The 16515-nt window shown below is 61.4% G+C and carries 16 protein-coding genes; 14 read left to right on the top strand and 2 right to left on the bottom strand.

What is annotated here, in order from left to right:
* Window positions 1-37: 37 nt before the first annotated feature.
* Both NDN01_RS06840 and NDN01_RS06835 read right to left on the bottom strand, forming a co-directional pair.
* Window positions 38-934, bottom strand: coding sequence for a pirin family protein (locus NDN01_RS06840; RefSeq protein ID WP_272626618.1), 897 nt, complete (start codon window positions 932-934; stop codon window positions 38-40).
* A gap of 100 nt (window positions 935-1034) precedes the next feature.
* Window positions 1035-1733 (bottom strand): pirin family protein, encoded by a 699-nt coding sequence (locus tag NDN01_RS06835; RefSeq protein WP_272626617.1) that lies wholly within the window; start codon window positions 1731-1733, stop codon window positions 1035-1037.
* 112 nt (window positions 1734-1845) lie between these two features.
* Between NDN01_RS06835 and NDN01_RS06830 the strand changes: the two genes are divergently transcribed.
* The 14 genes from NDN01_RS06830 to NDN01_RS06765 all read left to right on the top strand — a co-directional run bounded on the left by NDN01_RS06830 (window position 1846) and on the right by NDN01_RS06765 (window position 16515).
* Window positions 1846-2775 (top strand): LysR family transcriptional regulator, encoded by a 930-nt coding sequence (locus tag NDN01_RS06830; protein ID WP_272626616.1) that lies wholly within the window; start codon window positions 1846-1848, stop codon window positions 2773-2775.
* 291 nt (window positions 2776-3066) lie between these two features.
* The gene (locus NDN01_RS06825) at window positions 3067-3678 is read left to right on the top strand and encodes a helix-turn-helix domain-containing protein (RefSeq protein ID WP_272626615.1); all 612 of its coding nucleotides are present in this window, start codon (window positions 3067-3069) and stop codon (window positions 3676-3678) included.
* Window positions 3679-4055: 377 nt separating this feature from the next.
* Window positions 4056-4571 (top strand): M17 family peptidase N-terminal domain-containing protein, encoded by a 516-nt coding sequence (locus NDN01_RS06820; protein WP_272626614.1) that lies wholly within the window; start codon window positions 4056-4058, stop codon window positions 4569-4571.
* Window positions 4572-4607: 36 nt separating this feature from the next.
* Window positions 4608-5306, top strand: coding sequence for a response regulator (locus NDN01_RS06815; protein WP_443025201.1), 699 nt, complete (start codon window positions 4608-4610; stop codon window positions 5304-5306).
* A 458-nt stretch (window positions 5307-5764) separates the two neighbouring features.
* Window positions 5765-6421: a hydrolase gene (locus tag NDN01_RS06810; RefSeq protein ID WP_272626613.1), complete on the top strand. Its 657-nt coding sequence runs from the start codon at window positions 5765-5767 to the stop codon at window positions 6419-6421.
* Window positions 6422-6501: 80 nt separating this feature from the next.
* The gene (locus tag NDN01_RS06805) at window positions 6502-7338 is read left to right on the top strand and encodes an alpha/beta fold hydrolase (protein ID WP_272626612.1); all 837 of its coding nucleotides are present in this window, start codon (window positions 6502-6504) and stop codon (window positions 7336-7338) included.
* A gap of 25 nt (window positions 7339-7363) precedes the next feature.
* Window positions 7364-7612: a DUF1427 family protein gene (locus tag NDN01_RS06800; protein ID WP_272626611.1), complete on the top strand. Its 249-nt coding sequence runs from the start codon at window positions 7364-7366 to the stop codon at window positions 7610-7612.
* Window positions 7613-7698: 86 nt separating this feature from the next.
* Window positions 7699-9552: an amidohydrolase gene (locus tag NDN01_RS06795; RefSeq protein ID WP_272626610.1), complete on the top strand. Its 1854-nt coding sequence runs from the start codon at window positions 7699-7701 to the stop codon at window positions 9550-9552.
* Between the two features lie 22 nt (window positions 9553-9574).
* Window positions 9575-10474 carry a VOC family protein gene (locus tag NDN01_RS06790; protein WP_272626609.1) on the top strand — a complete coding sequence of 300 codons (900 nt, stop codon included), beginning with the start codon at window positions 9575-9577 and terminating at the stop codon, window positions 10472-10474.
* Window positions 10474-10914, top strand: a complete 441-nt coding sequence (locus NDN01_RS06785; protein WP_272626608.1) for a DoxX family protein — start codon at window positions 10474-10476, stop codon at window positions 10912-10914. The genes NDN01_RS06790 and NDN01_RS06785 overlap by 1 nt, the downstream gene beginning before the upstream one ends.
* A 25-nt stretch (window positions 10915-10939) precedes the next feature.
* Complete coding sequence (locus tag NDN01_RS06780; protein WP_272626607.1) at window positions 10940-11629, top strand: YoaK family protein; 690 nt, start codon at window positions 10940-10942, stop codon at window positions 11627-11629.
* Between the two features lie 146 nt (window positions 11630-11775).
* On the top strand, window positions 11776-13068 hold the full coding sequence (locus NDN01_RS06775) for an alginate export family protein (protein WP_272626606.1): 1293 nt from the start codon (window positions 11776-11778) through the stop codon (window positions 13066-13068).
* Window positions 13069-13147: 79 nt separating this feature from the next.
* A complete protein-coding gene (locus NDN01_RS06770; protein ID WP_272626605.1) occupies window positions 13148-13444 on the top strand; it encodes a GNAT family N-acetyltransferase in 297 nt (98 codons plus the stop codon).
* 212 nt (window positions 13445-13656) lie between these two features.
* Window positions 13657-16515 carry a sensor histidine kinase gene (locus NDN01_RS06765; RefSeq protein WP_272626604.1) on the top strand — a complete coding sequence of 953 codons (2859 nt, stop codon included), beginning with the start codon at window positions 13657-13659 and terminating at the stop codon, window positions 16513-16515.

Here is a 16515-nt window from a genome sequence, read left to right as displayed (position 1 = left end):
GCGCGGTGCCGTGTGCCATTGAAATCCTCCTCTTCGGCTATTCGGGAAGCGGGATGAATTCGTGCTCTTCGGGCACCTTGGCAAATCGTCCGGCCTTCCAGTCGCTCTTGGCCTGCTCGATCCGCTCCGCGTTGGACGACACGAAGTTCCAGAAGATGTGCCTCTTCTCGGGAAGCGGCTCGCCGCCCAGCAGCATGAGGCGAACCTCCCCCTTCGCCCGCAACAGGATCTCGGCTCCGGGCTTGAAGACGACAAGCTTGCCGACCGCGAAGCCGCCTGACTGTCCGACGACCTCGACTTCACCGGTAACGACATAGATCGCGCGTTCGAGGTGCTCGGCGCGAAGCTGGTAGCGCGCGCGATCCTGCATCACGATGTCCGCATACAACATGTCGCTGAACGTGTTCACCGGCGACACGAGGCCGTCTGACGTTCCGGCCACCAGGGTCAGCTTCGTGCCCGCATCCTCGATGCTCGGAATCGTATCGGCCTTGTGATGCGCAAACCCCGGAGCAGTTTCTTCGGCGTGCTTGGGCAATGCGATCCAAGTCTGCAGGCCGAAAAGCGCTCCACCGCTGGCGCGCACCTCGGGCGATGTGCGCTCGCTATGGACGATCCCGCGCCCGGCGGTCATCCAGTTTACTTCGCCAGGCCGGATAGGCTGGACAGAGCCAAGCGAATCGCGATGGAGGATCTCGCCTTCCAGGAGATAGGTCAGCGTTGCGAGGCCGATATGCGGATGCGGCCGAACGTCGAGACCTTCGCCGCTGCGAAACACGGCCTCACCCATCTGGTCGAAGAAGATGAACGGGCCGACCATACGCCGCTGGGCAGAGGGAAGTGCGCGCCGGACATGGAAGCCATCGCCGAGGTCGCGAACCGGGGGCAGGATGACGAGGTCGACCGGGTCGACCTCAGTGGACAAGACAGACATAGCGCATTTCCTTGCTGAAGGAGGGCCGGCGAAGCTGGTCGCCGGTTCCGCGTTGCTGGGCGAAAAGGCGGGCGACGACGCGCCGCCCGCCTTCCTTGCTTCAGGCAGCGTCCACGAGAACGATTTCGCTATCCTCGATCGCGGTGACCCGCAGGACGCCGAGATCGCTGATCGCGGCGCCATCGCGTGCATTGACCCGGACGTCATCGAGTTGAACAGCGCCGGTCGCCGGGACCAGATAGGCCCTGCGATCCTTGCCCAGCGGATATTCCGCGGTTTCACCAGCCTTGAGCGTCGCGGCTACGATACGTGCATCGGTGCGGATCGGCAGGGCATCGTCGTCATTGTCGTAGCCCGAGGCGAGTGTCACGAACCGGCCGGAGCGTTCCCCCTTGGGGAAAGGCTTGGCGCCCCAACTCGGCGCGCCACCGGCGCTCGTCGGCACGATCCAGATCTGGAAGATCTTCGTGGTTACGTCCTCAAGATTATACTCCGAGTGGCGAACGCCGGTGCCGGCACTCATTACCTGAACATCACCCGCTTCGGTGCGCCCCTTGTTGCCAAGGTTGTCCTCGTGGGTGATCGCACCTTCCCGAACATAGGTGATGATTTCCATGTCGCGATGCGGGTGGGCCGGAAAACCGGTCTTGGGTGCGATCGTGTCGTCATTCCAGACGCGAAGATTGCCCCACTCCATCCGGGCGGGATCGTAATAGTTCGCAAACGAGAAGTGATGTTTGGCGTCGAGCCAACCGTGATTGGCGCCGCCGAGGCGATCAAAGGGACGAAGTTCGATCATGTTGGGTCTCCTGTCTGGCGGCCTAGCCGCCCTTGCACACACCCATCTAGACCGCATGATCTTTTCATTTTAGTCAGATAAAATGCATTGATTCATTCCAGGAACCTGAAAAGTGAACAATCCGGGCACGCCAACTTTCGACCAGCTCAAGATTTTTCTTGCGATCGTGGAGACAGGCAGCTTCGCGGCCGCGGGCCGCAAACTCCATCGGGCGGTATCGGTGATCAGTTACGGTATCGGCAATCTCGAGGCGCAACTGGGCCTTCCCCTGTTCGAGCGGGAGGGCACACGCAAACCACGATTGACCATCGCCGGTCGTGCGGTGCTCGCCGAAGCACGGACCGTCTCGCACGGTATCGATGGGCTGCGCGCAAAGGTTAAAGGGCTGCTCGACGGCCTTGAGGCCGAGGTGGATCTCGCGGTCGATGTCATGCTTCCCGCCGAGAAGCTGGGGAAGATCCTGCGGGCATTTGCGGTGGAGTTTCCGACCGTCCAGCTTCGCCTCCACGTCGAAACCCTTGGAGCCGTTGTTGCGATGGTCCTCGATGGTGCGGCCGCCATCGGCTTGTCCGGCCCGCTCTTTGCGGGCGTCGACGGAATCGAAAGCGTGGCTGCGGGAGCGGTCCTCATGGTACCCGTGGCCGCGCCCGATCACCCTCTCGGGCGCATGGCACAGATCGCGTCCGGCGCCGGACGCGACTTCACCCAACTCGTCCTGACCGATCGGTCCCGGTTCACCGAGGGACAGGATTATTCCGTCATGAGCCCGAAGACCTGGCGTCTGGCCGACCTGAGCGCGAAGCACGCATTGCTGCGTGAAGGCATCGGTTGGGGCAACATGCCGCTGCCAATGATCGAGGCCGATCTCGTGGCCGGAACCTTGATCCGCCTCGATATGCCGGACCATAAGGGGGGGATGTACCGCTTTGCCGGGATCTGGCGACGTGACACGCCATCAGGCCCGGCGGGATCCTGGCTGGTCGACAGCTTCGCCAGGCTGGACCTGGACGACCAGCCGAGCTTCGGTCTGTCCGACATCTGAGGCTGACGGGAGTCGAGCATCTCAGGTGTTGCGGGACGCCTCGAACAGGAACCAGCGGCGCCCTTCCGCTTCGTCGAGGGACTATTGTCGAATACCGGCCGGTTTTGGATCGAGCGAGGGTAACGGCATGAGGGCGAGCACCGACAACTAGCGCACGAACATAAACAATAGAAAACACAGGATTTCTTGACGAAAAAACCCTTTCGTGTCGTCGGCAGGCCCCTCTATTGGGGGGCAAAATCGATCTCGGCCAGGGCTATCGGCCGCGCGCTCGCCTGAACGACACTCCCGATGAAGCATTTTTTGGTGGAGTGTATTATGCCCGAGAGCGCCCTCTCATCGTCATCTCGATATGAGCAACCGGCGGCCTACCTTCACGCCGGCTCTCCGGTGCATGTTGCAGCGTTGCTCGCCGGAGCGAGGAACTCGCTCGACGGCGACTTGGATCTTGCCCGTCACTATCTTGAGCAGCTGTCGGCGATTTTCGAGCCAGATCTTGATGATGCCGTTCTTGAGAGCATTCTGCTGCCGCAGCGATTGATCCAGGCGGGGTGTCTGGCCAAGGGCGGTCTTGCGAGTTGGCAAGAGCGGCGCGTGACTGAATATATCGAATACCGGCTCGATACCCCTCTTTTTACCGAGGATCTCGCCATCGTCACGCGCTTGAGCACCGGTCATTTCTGCCGGGCCTTCAAAACGAGCCTTGGCGAGACGCCGCATGCCTACATCATCCGCCAGCGGATCAGGCGAGCGCAGATGCTGATGCTAAAGTCGCGCGATACCCTCTCGCAAATAGCCTGTGCCTGCGGCTTGACGGATCAAGCCCATCTTACCCGGCTCTTTCGGAGCATTCTCGGCACGACGCCAATGTCGTGGAGGCGCAACTGGCAGTGCACTGGCTGAGGTGCCAACTTGTACGTCGAGACAGGTTGATCTGGCCCCCAGGCAAGGCCTCCAGGAGATGTGGACCAGCCCGGTGGGATTGTGGGCCCTGCCGAAGTGGCGATTTGCTGCGCCCGACGAAGACGCCGCTCGTCCGGAACGCGCGTGGACGACCCGACCCTGGCGGTCAGTTGCGCGGCAAGCGTTTTCACTCAGGCCTGTCCAAATTCCATCACAGGGGAACATGACGTACCGATTTTCCGGGAGGATTCTGAAATCTAGACGCTGCTCCCGATAAGCAAGCAGAGACAAATCGAGATTGACGCATGGATGAGGTCGCTGCGCGGACGATTGGACACCGGCGAGATGTCACCTTCAAGGTCGCGCATGTTGATGCGGTGACCGCGAAGCTCGACCTTCTTGTCGTCGGCATGTTCGAGCGAGATGCCGCCAATCAGCCGATCGGCGGCGCTCGTCGGCTCGACCATGTGCTGCACGGAACGTTGGGCCGGTTGCGCGAAGGCGGCATTTTCAAAGGAATATCGGGCGAGACGATGATGCTAACGACACCGCCGGCACCGATCCAGGCCCGGGCGCTGATGCTGGTCGGCATGGGTGCCAGCCTTTCTCCGACCTATCCAGTCTTCGGCCATCCTGCAGAACTCGCGATGCGCGCGGCGCTTCGGATGCGGGTACAATCGGCAGGTTGTCTTCTTGCATGGCTGGAGGGTGAGACGCCGGCTGACATCGTTGAAGCGTCCGCTGCGATCATGATCCAGGGCGCTGTCAGGGCGATCGACGAAGCGGAGAGTCCCGCTGAAGGTCACATTCTTGAATGGACATTCTTCGTCCAACAAGACGGTGATCGCCGGACGGAGGCAGCCTTCCGCCGGGCGTTCGACTCATTGCCCTGAAGAGATTTGAGGATATGAAAAATGCGGCGGTAAGATATGGATAGTACCAGATCGGAGAATGTTATTTCTGGCGTGCGAAACGGTGCAGCGAACGGATCTGCGCGGCTGAGCCCGACATCCGCCATTTCGGTGCTGGTGGTGGACGACCATGTGTTGCTGCGCGAGGGCGTGGGCGCCGTTGTAGGAACGCAGCAAGATATTCTGATCGTAGGCGAGGCCTGCAACGGAACGGAAGCCATCGCCGAATATGCGCGGCTCAAGCCCGACGTCGTGCTGATGGATCTCCAATTGCCCGACATGTCCGGCGTCGATGCGATCACGGCCATCAGGATGGCCGACTCCGAGGCCAAAATCCTTGTCCTCACGACCTATTCTGGCGACGGTCGCGCAATCAAGGCCTTGCGGGCCGGAGCGATGGGCTATCTTCTCAAGGCGAGCCTTCGAAACGAACTGCTCGACGCGATCCGATCAGTCCATATCGGAGGAAAGCATCTTGATGCCTCTGTTGCGACGGCGATCGCGATGCATGTCCTGGACGATGCCCTTTCCGACCGGGAGGTAGCGGTCTTGTCGCTGGCCGCCTGGGGGAATTCCAACAAGCAGATCGCTGCTCGGCTGGAAATCTCCGAAGAGACCGTCAAGGGACATATGAAGATCGTCTTTTCGAAGCTTGGCGCGACCGATCGTACCCATGCGGTTACTATCGCGGCCAAAAGGGGTCTGATCGACCTCTAGGGTCGCCCGCCGCCCGTTCTTTCGTAGAAAACTGACGTCGCCTGCCCGAGATCAGGCGGTTTGCCCGGGCATGCCATGTACGTCCCGCGCAGAGGCTGAACGGTTCGGACCAACGGCAATGATGTTGAGGTACCGCCCACTTTTTTATCACCGGGGCTGATCTCGCGCAGCAAAATCAAGAAAATCGACGAGCGATTCCGGTCGCCCACGCAGGTTTACGTCAAACCGATCCAAGACGGATGTGTCTGGCGCGCATAGGATCCGCGCGATGTCACAGCCCGATGCCCTAAACCGTTGCCAGCGGATCGTCGCTGACGGGACACATCTCGGCCGGACGCATGATATCTTTTCAGTTTTATCGAACGATTAGTCTCATTTTAAGCGACTTATCAGAAATCAAGACCGCGACTAACGTGGTTCAACAGCAGCTGGACGCTGCCCAATAGAGGAGGCCTTGCATGACGATCACCGCCACGCCCACACCCGGCAAGTCACTGATTACCCCGACCGACCACACCCTCATCCTCATCGATTTCCAGTCACAGATGGCTTTTGCGACCAAGTCGATCTCGGCAGAGCTGCTGCGGAACAACGCCGCGCTGATCAGTCACGCGGCCAAGTCCTTCAACGTGTCGACCATCCTGACCACGGTTGCCTCGAAAAGCTTCTCCGGCCCAATGTTCTCCGAGATCACCGACGCTTTTCCGGACCAGCCGATGTTGGACCGAACTTCGATGAATACCTGGGAAGATTCAGCCGTCATCGCCGAGGTGAATCGGATCGGCAAGGAGCGCCTGGTGATGGCTGGCTTGTGGACCAGTGTATGCATCGTCGGCCCGGTGGCCTCGGCCATCGACCAGGGTTTCGATGTCTACTTCATCTCCGACGCCTGTGGTGACGTTTCCGAGGAAGCGCATGAGCGAGCGGTCCAGCGGATGATCCAGCTCGGCGCCAAGCCGATGACGTCCATTCAGTATCTGCTTGAGATGCAACGCGACTGGGCGCGGACCGATACCTACGATTCCACCACTGGCATCGCCAAGCAATTTGGCGGCGCTTACGGCCTTGGCATCACCTACGCCAAGACGATGTTCGGCGCCTCCGAAGGGCACTGATATGGAACGGGATTGGCGACGACCGCACTCCTCCCCTTACCGCCAGTCCCCACTTCACTTCTAGCAACAGGAATCCCGAAATGAGCTTTGTCACCACCAAGGACGGAACCCAGATCTTCTATAAGGACTGGGGTCCTAAGGATGCCCAACCGATCGTATTTCACCATGGCTGGCCGCTCTCATCCGACGACTGGGATGCGCAAATGCTGTTTTTTCTCGCGAACGGATATCGTGTCGTCGCGCATGATCGTCGCGGTCACGGTCGTTCGGCGCAGGTGAGTGAAGGTCATGACATGGACCATTATGCCGCGGATGCCGCCGCCGTCACCGAGCATCTCGATCTCAGGAACGCCGTGCATATCGGTCACTCGACCGGCGGTGGCGAAGTCGCCCGCTATGTCGCCCAACATGGTCTGCCGCAGGGCCGGGTCGCCAAAGCAGTGCTGGTCAGTTCGGTGCCGCCGATCATGCTTAAAACCGATCGCTATCCGGGTGGCCTGCCGATCGACGTGTTTGACGGCCTCCGGTCGGGACTCGCCGCCAATCGCGCCCAATTCTTCCGCGATGTCGCATCGGGCCCTTTTTACAGCTTCAATCGACCGGATGCGAAGATTCTGCCCGCAGTCATCGACAATTGGTGGCGTCAGGGCATGATGGGCAGCGCCAAGGCTCATTACGACGGCATCAAGGCCTTTTCGGAGACCGACCAGACCGATGATTTGAAGGCCATAACGGTACCGACACTGGTGTTGCAGGGCGACGATGATCAGGTCGTACCGTATCAGAACGCCAGCCTGTTGCAGGCGGAGATCCTGCCCAACGCGACGCTCAAGGTCTACAAAGGCTACTCGCACGGCATGCTGACGGTCAACGCCGACATCATCAATCCCGATCTGCTTGCCTTCGTACGCTCGTGACGGATTTGCTGGGGAGAATGACGAGATGAAACCGTACCTACTTTCGCTCGCCGTCGGCCTGCTGGTCGGCATCATCTACAGTCTCCTCAGCGTCAAGTCGCCCGCGCCTCCCGCGATTGCACTTCTCGGCCTGCTCGGCATGTTGCTCGGTGAGCAGGTCGTACCGATCGCGAAGCGTCTGACCTCGGGCAAGGAAGTGGTTGCTTTCCTGCGTACCGATTGCGCGGAACACGTCCTGGGATTGCCCATCGACAAGCCGGATGAAAAGGCATGAACCTCACGCGACGAGAAACCATCGCGGCAGGCGCGGCAACAGCCGGCGCGCTGTTCGCCTCACCCTTGTTTGGAAGAAACCCCAGGATGGCCCAATCCGACCTGATCATTACCAACGCCAAGGTATCGACGCTCGATCGCGCCAATCCGCAGGCGGAAGCCATCGCCATTCGCGACGGGAAGTTCCTGGCGGTGGGCAGCGAGGCGGAAGTTCGCGCTGCCGTCGCGGCCGGTACCGACGAGATCGACGCGAAGGGCCGTCGGATCATCCCCGGCCTGATCGACAGCCACATGCACATCATCCGTGGCGGCCTCAACTTCAACATGGAGCTGCGCTGGGACGGCGTGCCGACGCTTGCCGAGGCGATGGCAATGCTGAAATCGCAGGTCGACCGCACACCTGCGCCCCAATGGGTGCGCGTGGTCGGGGGCTTTACCGAGCACCAGTTTGCTGAAAAGCGATTGCCAACGCTTGCCGAACTGAACTTGGTTGCGCCTGATACCCCGGTGTTCATCCTGCATCTTTACGACCGCGCTCTGCTCAACGCGGCGGCTCTTCGCGTCGTCGGCTATACCAAGGACACGCCGAACCCGCCGGGCGGCGAGATCGTCCGCGACGGAGCCGGCAATCCGACCGGCCTCCTCCTTGCCCAGCCCAATGCAGCGATCCTGTATTCGACACTCGCCAAGGGGCCCAAGCTTCCGCTCGAGTATCAGATCAATTCCACGCGCCATTTCATGCGTGATGTGAACAGCCTGGGCGTGACCGGGGTGATCGATGCCGGCGGCGGTTTCCAGAACTACCCCGACGATTATCAGGTCATTGAGAAGCTCCATCAGGACGGCCATCTTACCGTCCGGATCAGCTACAATTTGTTCACGCAAAAGCCGAAAGAAGAGCTCGCCGACTTCGCCGGCTGGGTGAAGCAGGTAACGCCCGGCCAGGGCGACGACAGCTACCGTCACAATGGCGCCGGCGAGATGCTGGTCTATTCGGCCGCCGATTTCGAGGATTTCCGGGTTCCACGCCCGGACATGCCGCCCAGCATGGAGGGAGATCTCGAGCCCGTCATCCGGTTGCTCGCCGAACATCGCTGGCCCTGGCGGCTCCATGCAACCTATGACCAGACGATCGGCCGTGCGCTCGACGTCTACGAAAAGGTCAACCGCGATATCCCGCTTCACGGGATCAACTGGTTCTTCGATCATGCCGAGACGATCAGCGACCGCAACATCGACCGGATCGCAGCGCTAGGCGGCGGCATCGCGGTCCAACACCGAATGGCCTATCAGGGCGAGTATTTCGTCGAGCGATACGGCGCGAAGGCGGCCGAACGCACGCCTCCCATCGCCAGGATGATCGCGGCCGGCATTCCGGTCGGCGGCGGGACCGACGCGACCCGTGTGGCGAGCTACAATCCCTGGGTGTCGCTAAGCTGGCTCGTCACCGGTCGTACCATGGGCGGCCTCAAGCTTTATCCCGGTGCTAACCGCGTGAGTCGGGACAAGGCGCTGGCGATGTGGACGCACGAGAACACCTGGTTCTCGAACGAGGTGGGCAAGAAAGGCCAGATCAAGGAAGGCCAGCTCGCGGACCTCGCGGTCCTGTCGGACGATTATTTCTCCGTTCCCGAAGACCAGATCGTCCATATCCGCTCGATGCTCACGCTGCTCGGCGGCAAGGTGGTGCATGGCGAGGGCGACTATGCCCGGATCGCCCCCGAGTTGCCGAAACCGATGCCCGACTGGTCGCCTGTGGCAACCTTCGGTGGCTATCACAAGACACCGGAGGCCAAGGCCAAGATCGCGGCGGCTTGCGCCTGCCACTCGGCCTGTTCGGTACATGGTCATGATCATGCGAGCGCGCTCGCAGCAACCGTTCCCGCCGCGGATGTCCAGACCTTCTGGGGCGCGCTCGGCTGCGGGTGCTGGGCTGTTTAAACCGATATCGCGGAGACGACAAATGAAGCGTATTGCCTTTCTCATTGCCACCGCGCTCGTAACCGCAGCGCCGATCGCCTCACCGGTCCTGGCTCGCGACACGGCGACGGCCGATTATTCGGTCGGCCCGCAATATGACACGACCCATGTCTATGTGCCGGAGGCGGAGTTCGACCAGTTCGTCGCGAGCTTCGTTGCGACCTTCGGCGGCACGACGTCCAAGCAGGGCGAGTTTCAGGTCACGCCGACCAAGAGCCTGACCAAGTCTCAGCTTGTGCTGACGCCTGCCGGGACCGTTTCGGTCTTTGGCTTCAAGACCCCCATCCCCTACCCGTTCGGCGACGAGCGAACGGGCTATCTTGTCACGGATATGGACGCGGCAGTAACCGCTGCTGTCAAACATGGCGCGATCCGTCGAATCGCGACCTTCCCTGATCCTATTGGCCGGGATTCGCTGATCCAGTGGCCGGGCGGCGTGAACATGCAGATCTACTGGCACACCACCAAGCCGAACTACACGCCGCTTTCGACGGTGCCGGAGAACCGGATCTATCTGACAGCGGACGTCGCCGATCGCTTCATCACCGGCTGGACCGGCTTTGCGCATGGCAAGATCGTCTCAGATACCCGCTCGGCGCCGGGAAACGAGGTTGGCCAACCCGACAAGATGATCCGGCGCGTCGCGATCGAGAGCGGTTATGGCAAGATGCTCGTGTTCGTCTCCGACGGGCAACTGCCCTGGCCTTATGGCCGTGACATGACCGGTTACGCGGTCAGCGACCTATCCGCGACGCTTGCTAAAGCCACGGCCGCAGGAGTCGAGATTCTCGTGGCGCCGGCTACCGTCGGAAACCGCCAGACTGCGATCGTCCGGTTTCCGGGTGGCTATATCGCCGAGATCCATTCCGATCGGGTCAGGTGATGATACGCCACGACCGCGATCCGCGTTTCGTCGACGCCATCCTGGACTGGCCACCGACCTGGTTCCTTGCGCGATTGATGCTCGTCGGGGCCTATTTGCTCGGCGGGTTTGTCAAACTGACCGACTGGTCCGGCGCGGTCGCGGAGCAGGCCCATTTCGGCATGAATCCTCCCGCATTCTGGGCCGGCCTCACAATCGCGATCGAGCTTGTCGGGCCGCTCCTCATCCTTTCCAGTCGCCTGGTCTGGCTGGGCGCCGGCATGCTGGGCGCGTTCACCCTGCTGGCGGCGTGTACCGCCAATGCCTTCTGGACCATGCCGTCCGGGCCGGAGCGTTTCGCTGCGACCAATGCTTTCTTCGAGCATCTTGGCCTCATTGGCGGATTCATGCTCGTTGCGATGATCGCCGAATACAACCAGCGCAAGAAGCGCGCATCCTGAACCGACGAAGGGGGAAATGAAGGAAATGCCCGGGCAGCAAGATACGCCGAAGGACGCGATCGTTCCGCTTCTGCTACTGATCTCAGCGACGACCGGCCTTGTCGATGCCGTCAGCGTGCTCGGGCTGGGCAAGGTGTTCACCGCCAACATGACCGGGAATATCGTGTTCCTTGGCTTTGCGCTGGCGGGCGCACCGGGCTTCTCCTGGCAGCTCTACGTCACGGCGCTCCTTCTCTTCTTCGGCGGCGCTGGCGTCGCAGGCAGGGTGGGCAAGATTCACGCACTGCGTAGTCGGCGGCGCTGGTTGTTATGGGCCGGCTCGATCGAAGCGATCCTGCTAGGACTCGCTGCTATCTGCGCGCTGGCGGGAGGGACGCTGCCGGTCGAGATCGCAGTGCTTGCGATGATCGCGCTTACAGCCGCCGCGATGGGTTTCCGAAACGCAACCGTTCGACAGCTTAAGGTCGCGGATCTTACTACCACCGTGCTTACCCTCACTATTGCAGGGTTGGCCGCCGATTCTTCGGCGGCCAGCGGCGGCGGCAACCCGAACCTCGGCCGCCGGATCGGAGCGATATTGGCGATCCTCATCGGCGCGCTCATCGGCGCACTGTTGGTGCTCCATGTCGGGCTTGCGCTGCCGCTCGCGCTTGGCGCGCTCATCACGCTGGGCGCCACCATAGCGCTGGCTCACGACCTGCCGCACGACGGGTGATGAGTCGGCCGTCAACCCTTTGCTTCCTGATCCCGGCAGCGGGTCTCTTCAGCCTGGCAGATCCAGCCTTAGCGCAGGATGTGGAGCAGCCCACATCCTCGCCCGCGAAGGATAGTCAGCCCACCCCCACGCGGCCGACGATATCGATGAACCGCTGGCAGGAGGACTGGTCGGCCCTGGCAGATCCGGCGCTGCGAACGCGGCCGTTCGACGGCTTCAAATATATCGCATTGTCGGCCGACGATCCGAAAACCTATCTCTCCCTGGGCGGCGGTTTGCGCGAACGGTTCGAGACCAACGACGCGCCCGGCTTCAACACCACACCCGGCCGGGCCGATAGCTATGTAATCAGCCGACTAGAGGCACATGCCGATCTACGGGCCGGGCCGGTGCAGATATTCCTCCAGCTTCAAAGTGATTTCGCGCCGGGGAAAAAGACCAAAACTCTCGTCGACAGCGACAGGCTCGACCTTGAGCAAGGTTTTGTCGCGATCACGGAGCCGGTCGGCTCGGGCACACTCAAGCTCCGCCTTGGCCGCCAGCAGTTCGCTTTCGACCTCCAACGCTTTGTCTCGGTGCGCGACGGCCCCAATGTGCGCCAGTCGTTCGACGCAGCCTGGGCGGACTATGAGATCGGACCGTGGCGGCTGATCGCTTATTATACGCAGCCCGTCATCAACCGTGACGACCATCCTTTCGACGACAGCAGTTCGGGCCGCAACCGCTTCTACGGCATACGCCTTGAACGGCACGTGCTGGGGACCAACGAGCTTTCAGCCTATTGGTCGCGGTTCACCAACGATCTGGCGAGCTTCCCGGCAGCCACCGGCCTGGAGCGGCGCGATGTGTGGGACATTCGCTTTGCGGGCAGGCGTGGTCCGGTGGACTGGGACACGGAGGCGATGGCGCAGACCGGACATGTCGGCGCGTACCGCGTGCGCGCATGGGCGATGGGCAGCAAGATCGGCTACAGCTTTCTCGCAAACGCATTGAAGCCCAGGCTGGGCATGCAGGTCGACTTGGCCTCGGGCGATCGCAACCGCGCGGACGGCACATTGGGTACTTTTAATCCGCTCTTTCCAAACGGTGCCTATCTCAACCTTGGCGGCTATACGGGCTATGCGAATTTCGTTCATGTGAAGCCATCGGTCACCGTAAACCCAACCCCACGCCTGACGATGATGGGGGCAATCGCTGCCGAATGGCGAATGACGACCGGCGACGCAATCTACACCCAGCCCAATGTCCCCGTGCCCCGCACCATCGGCACCGGACATCTCTGGACCGGTGCCTATGCGCAGTTCCGCATCGACTGGAAGGCGAGCGCCAATCTTTCAGGGGCGCTGGAAGTCGTTCATTTTGATTCCGGCGAAACCATCCGGGCGGCTGGCGGTCGCGACAGCAACTATCTTGGTATCGAGCTAAAATTTGGCTGGTGAATCACCGCCGTACCAATCGCTATTCAGCCGATTTCGGCTCGCACGCTGACGTCGGATGACTTGATGAGGAGATGGACCCATGATTCTGCCGGTCGCACGGGGCGTCGTCCGCAATATGGCGCAACATCGATTCGAACTTCCGATTGAAGGAGCCGATATCGCAGCCGCCTATTACCAGACCGACGACGAAGGACGCCTGATCCTCATCCATAGCGAGGTGCCGAGTGAATATAGCGGTCGAGGCATCGGCTCCGCACTTGCACGCGGTGTGTTCGACTTCGCCCGCGCAGAAGGTCTCAAGTTGGTGCTGCGTTGCCCTTTCATGAACATCTGGTTTGCACGGCACCCAGATTATGGCGATGTCGTGGACGGATAGAGCGGCGAGAATGGCCCGATGGGCTATCCGCTATCGTGGAATGAAGGGGTAAGGAAGGCAATGCCGGTCCAAGAGTTACGGCGCAGATGACGGCACCGAGCCGCCGCACTTGCCCGAAAACTGTTGTCGGAGCACGGGACCGCAAGGGACGGTTGAGAAGTCTACCGAGGCGGCACCGGTCTGGCGCCCTCTTTCGCGGGTTCGTTGTCGTCTTGGCGCTGGCTGGTGGTTTTCCCGCCCTGCAAGCGCAGCAGATTCAAGGATACAGGCACAAGCATTGGGACGTGGAAGAGGGCGCGCCTTCGGACATTCGGGCAATCACTCAAACCCGGGACGGCTTTCTGTGGCTGGGAACCTCGAACGGCCTGCATCGTTTCGATGGCCTTACCTTCGAAAAGATCGAGCCGCGAGCATTTGACCGCTGGCAGTCCAACCAGATAACCGCTCTTGCTGCGGCACCCGATGGAGCTCTGTGGGTCGGTTATGACAATGGTGGTGTCGGCCTCTATCGCAACGGTCGCCTGATCGACGCGAATCCAGCGCCGCATCCGCGTGGGTCAGTCGGGGCAATCGCGGTCGGGCTCGATGGCGACGTCTGGGTAGCGGTGCAAAGCAGTTACGGCTCGGAGCTCCGGCATTGGCGCAATGGGCATTGGCAGGTTTACGACAGGACCAGCTGGCTGGGCGATGAACCCGTCCAGAGCGTCTTCATCGCGAGCGACGGCACGCTCTGGATCGCGGGATATCCGACCGTTCGGCGGCTCGCGCGCGGCGCCAACCGGATAGAACGCGTTTCGGCGAAAACCGGTTTTGCCGCATCCTTTGCCCAGGACGGACACGGCAATGTCTGGCTGCTTTCGAGCCGAGGTTTTCAGCGTTTGACGGGCCCTGGCCGCGCCGAGCTGATCCAGGCAGGTTATCAGAGCGGCGGTCTTTATGGGGAACGATCCCTGTTGTTTGAAGACGGCCTGGCCTGGATCGCCGGAAATCGAGCCGGCCTTGTTCGAACGTCGGTCGATGGCGCGGCTCCCAGGACCCAGGAAACGGTTCACGTACGATCAAGGACGCTCTTTCGCGATCGCGAAGGGACGATCTGGGGTGGCGGTCCTGACGGGCTTTTGAACTATATTCGATCTCCGGTTATCGCCCAGCCGCTCGCGGGATCCGCGACCACCGGGTTCGCGGTAGCTGCTGACAAGGCGTTCTATGTGGGAACGGACGAAGGCGTCTATCGAATCGCCGACGGGCCTCCCCGCCTGATCCTGAAATCGCCGGAAGTGACCGCCCTGTGCGCGGGGTCGGGATCCTTGCTGGTTGTTGCTGGTGACGGAACTCAACTGAGGCGGTCAGGTATCTGGTCGAAATATCCCGATCCCGGAAAGATGTTCGTATCGGGCGGCTGCGCGATCGATCCCGCCGGCACCATCTGGGCCTCGGCCGGCGGCGTCGGGATCTATCGCCTGGCCGATGGAAAATGGAACCGCGAGGACCAATGGCCCCAGGTGAACTTCATGGTCAGCGACGGCACCGAACGATTATATGCCAGCCAGGCATTGCGCGCCCTGCTGCTGCTCAAGCCGGGAACAAGTCAGACGGTCTGGCAAGGTGACGACATAACCGTGGGTTTTGTCAAGCTGATCAGGCGGATAGGCGACTATGTGTATATCGGCGGCGAACGGGGGCTGGCGCGCTATGATGGCCGGCGATTCCAAACCCTGGAGTACCACGATCATCCGTGGCTGAGCGGAGTTACCGGACTCACGATCGGGAAAAGCGATGCCTGGGTCATCTCCAACGCGGGGATCGCTCGACTGTCCGCGCGCGATCTGGCCGAAGCCTTCAAGGCGCCGCATAAGCCGCTTGCCCACCAGTTCGTGGGCCAAGGTCTGGGCGTGTCCGCCAGAAGTTCGGCCTATATGGCCGACGATGCCGTGTTAGATGCGCAGGGACGTCCCTGGTTCTTGACGAACCGCGGAATCTTCTCGATCGATCCCGCCCGCATCCAGCGCAACCTCGTGGCGCCACCGGTCAGCATTCGCAGCCTGGGGGCCAATGGCGCGCGCTATGAGCGGAGCCAGGTGACATTGCCGGCGGGCACGTCGCGTGTTCAGTTCGACTATGTCGCGCTCAGCCTGACCGACCCGGCGAACAACAGTTATCGCTACCGGCTCGATGGCGTGGATGCCTCCTGGATCGAGGCGGGCTCAAAGCGGCAGGCCAGCTATACGGGGCTTGTTCCAGGTAAATATCGATTCCACGTCATCGCCGCCAATTCCGATGGGGTGTGGAACCCCACCGGCGCCAGCATGACAATCGTGATCACGCCGTTCTTCCAGCAGACATGGTGGTTCAAGGCAGGCCTGGGTCTGCTCTTTGCCGTGCTTTTATGGGCATTCGTGCGATGGAAGATCCGCGGTGCGGCGGAGTTGAACCGGACGCGTATCGAGGATCGTCTGGCTATCCGCGAGCATATCGCTCAGGAACTCCACGACACGCTGCTGCAGGGGTTTCAGGGGCTGGTCCTTCGCTTCCAGTCCATCGTCGAACGGCTTCCCAAGGGGAATGCAACGCGCGCCGAACTCGAAGCCACGTTGGAGCGTGCCGACGATGTGCTTCAGGATGCACGCGACAGGGTTCGCTATCTGCGCGAGCGGACCGAACCGGTCGCCCTCAAGCCGATGCTCTCGAAAATCGCCGACGAGGTATTGGACAGCCATCTGGCGTGGAGTGTCAGCGAAATCGGACGAGCGGATGCGGTCTGCGCGCCCGTTGCGGAAGACATCGACCGCATCGTCAGCGAGGCCTTGTTCAACGCGCTTCGCCATTCGCGCGCGCGCAAGGTCGAGATCCGCATTATCAACGATTCGGCTAGCGTCGCGATATCGATCGCCGATGATGGCGTCGGGATTGAGGAAGAAGTCAGAAGGTCGGGCCAGCGGGAAGGCCATTACGGGCTGGTCGGCATGCGCGAGCGTGCCGCCCGATTGGGCGCCAGGCTTGAGATTTTGGATGGAACCCCATCGGGAACGGATGTTCGCCTGATCATTCCGGCAAGAATTGCCTATCGCTAG

It is taken from the genome of Sphingomonas sp. QA11, from assembly GCF_028473665.1.
GTDB classification, from domain to species: domain Bacteria; phylum Pseudomonadota; class Alphaproteobacteria; order Sphingomonadales; family Sphingomonadaceae; genus Sphingomonas; species Sphingomonas phytovorans.
Note: the sequence above shows the minus strand (reverse complement) of the source record. Positions and strands in the feature narration are given on the sequence as shown.

What these genes read in the sequence shown, in the direction of transcription:
- NDN01_RS06800 (WP_272626611.1), top strand. Translation starts at nt 7,364, where the DNA reads ATGAAACCGTACCTACTTTCGCTCGCCGTCGGCCTGCTGGTCGGCATC.
- NDN01_RS06795 (WP_272626610.1), top strand. Translation starts at nt 7,699, where the DNA reads ATGGCCCAATCCGACCTGATCATTACCAACGCCAAGGTATCGACGCTC.
- NDN01_RS06810 (WP_272626613.1), top strand. Translation starts at nt 5,765, where the DNA reads ATGACGATCACCGCCACGCCCACACCCGGCAAGTCACTGATTACCCCG.
- NDN01_RS06840 (WP_272626618.1), bottom strand. Translation starts at nt 934, where the DNA reads ATGTCTGTCTTGTCCACTGAGGTCGACCCGGTCGACCTCGTCATCCTG.
- NDN01_RS06775 (WP_272626606.1), top strand. Translation starts at nt 11,776, where the DNA reads ATGAACCGCTGGCAGGAGGACTGGTCGGCCCTGGCAGATCCGGCGCTG.
- NDN01_RS06785 (WP_272626608.1), top strand. Translation starts at nt 10,474, where the DNA reads ATGATACGCCACGACCGCGATCCGCGTTTCGTCGACGCCATCCTGGAC.
- NDN01_RS06835 (WP_272626617.1), bottom strand. Translation starts at nt 1,733, where the DNA reads ATGATCGAACTTCGTCCCTTTGATCGCCTCGGCGGCGCCAATCACGGT.
- NDN01_RS06815 (WP_443025201.1), top strand. Translation starts at nt 4,608, where the DNA reads ATGGATAGTACCAGATCGGAGAATGTTATTTCTGGCGTGCGAAACGGT.
- NDN01_RS06770 (WP_272626605.1), top strand. Translation starts at nt 13,148, where the DNA reads ATGATTCTGCCGGTCGCACGGGGCGTCGTCCGCAATATGGCGCAACAT.
- NDN01_RS06825 (WP_272626615.1), top strand. Translation starts at nt 3,067, where the DNA reads ATGAAGCATTTTTTGGTGGAGTGTATTATGCCCGAGAGCGCCCTCTCA.
- NDN01_RS06805 (WP_272626612.1), top strand. Translation starts at nt 6,502, where the DNA reads ATGAGCTTTGTCACCACCAAGGACGGAACCCAGATCTTCTATAAGGAC.
- NDN01_RS06790 (WP_272626609.1), top strand. Translation starts at nt 9,575, where the DNA reads ATGAAGCGTATTGCCTTTCTCATTGCCACCGCGCTCGTAACCGCAGCG.
- NDN01_RS06780 (WP_272626607.1), top strand. Translation starts at nt 10,940, where the DNA reads ATGCCCGGGCAGCAAGATACGCCGAAGGACGCGATCGTTCCGCTTCTG.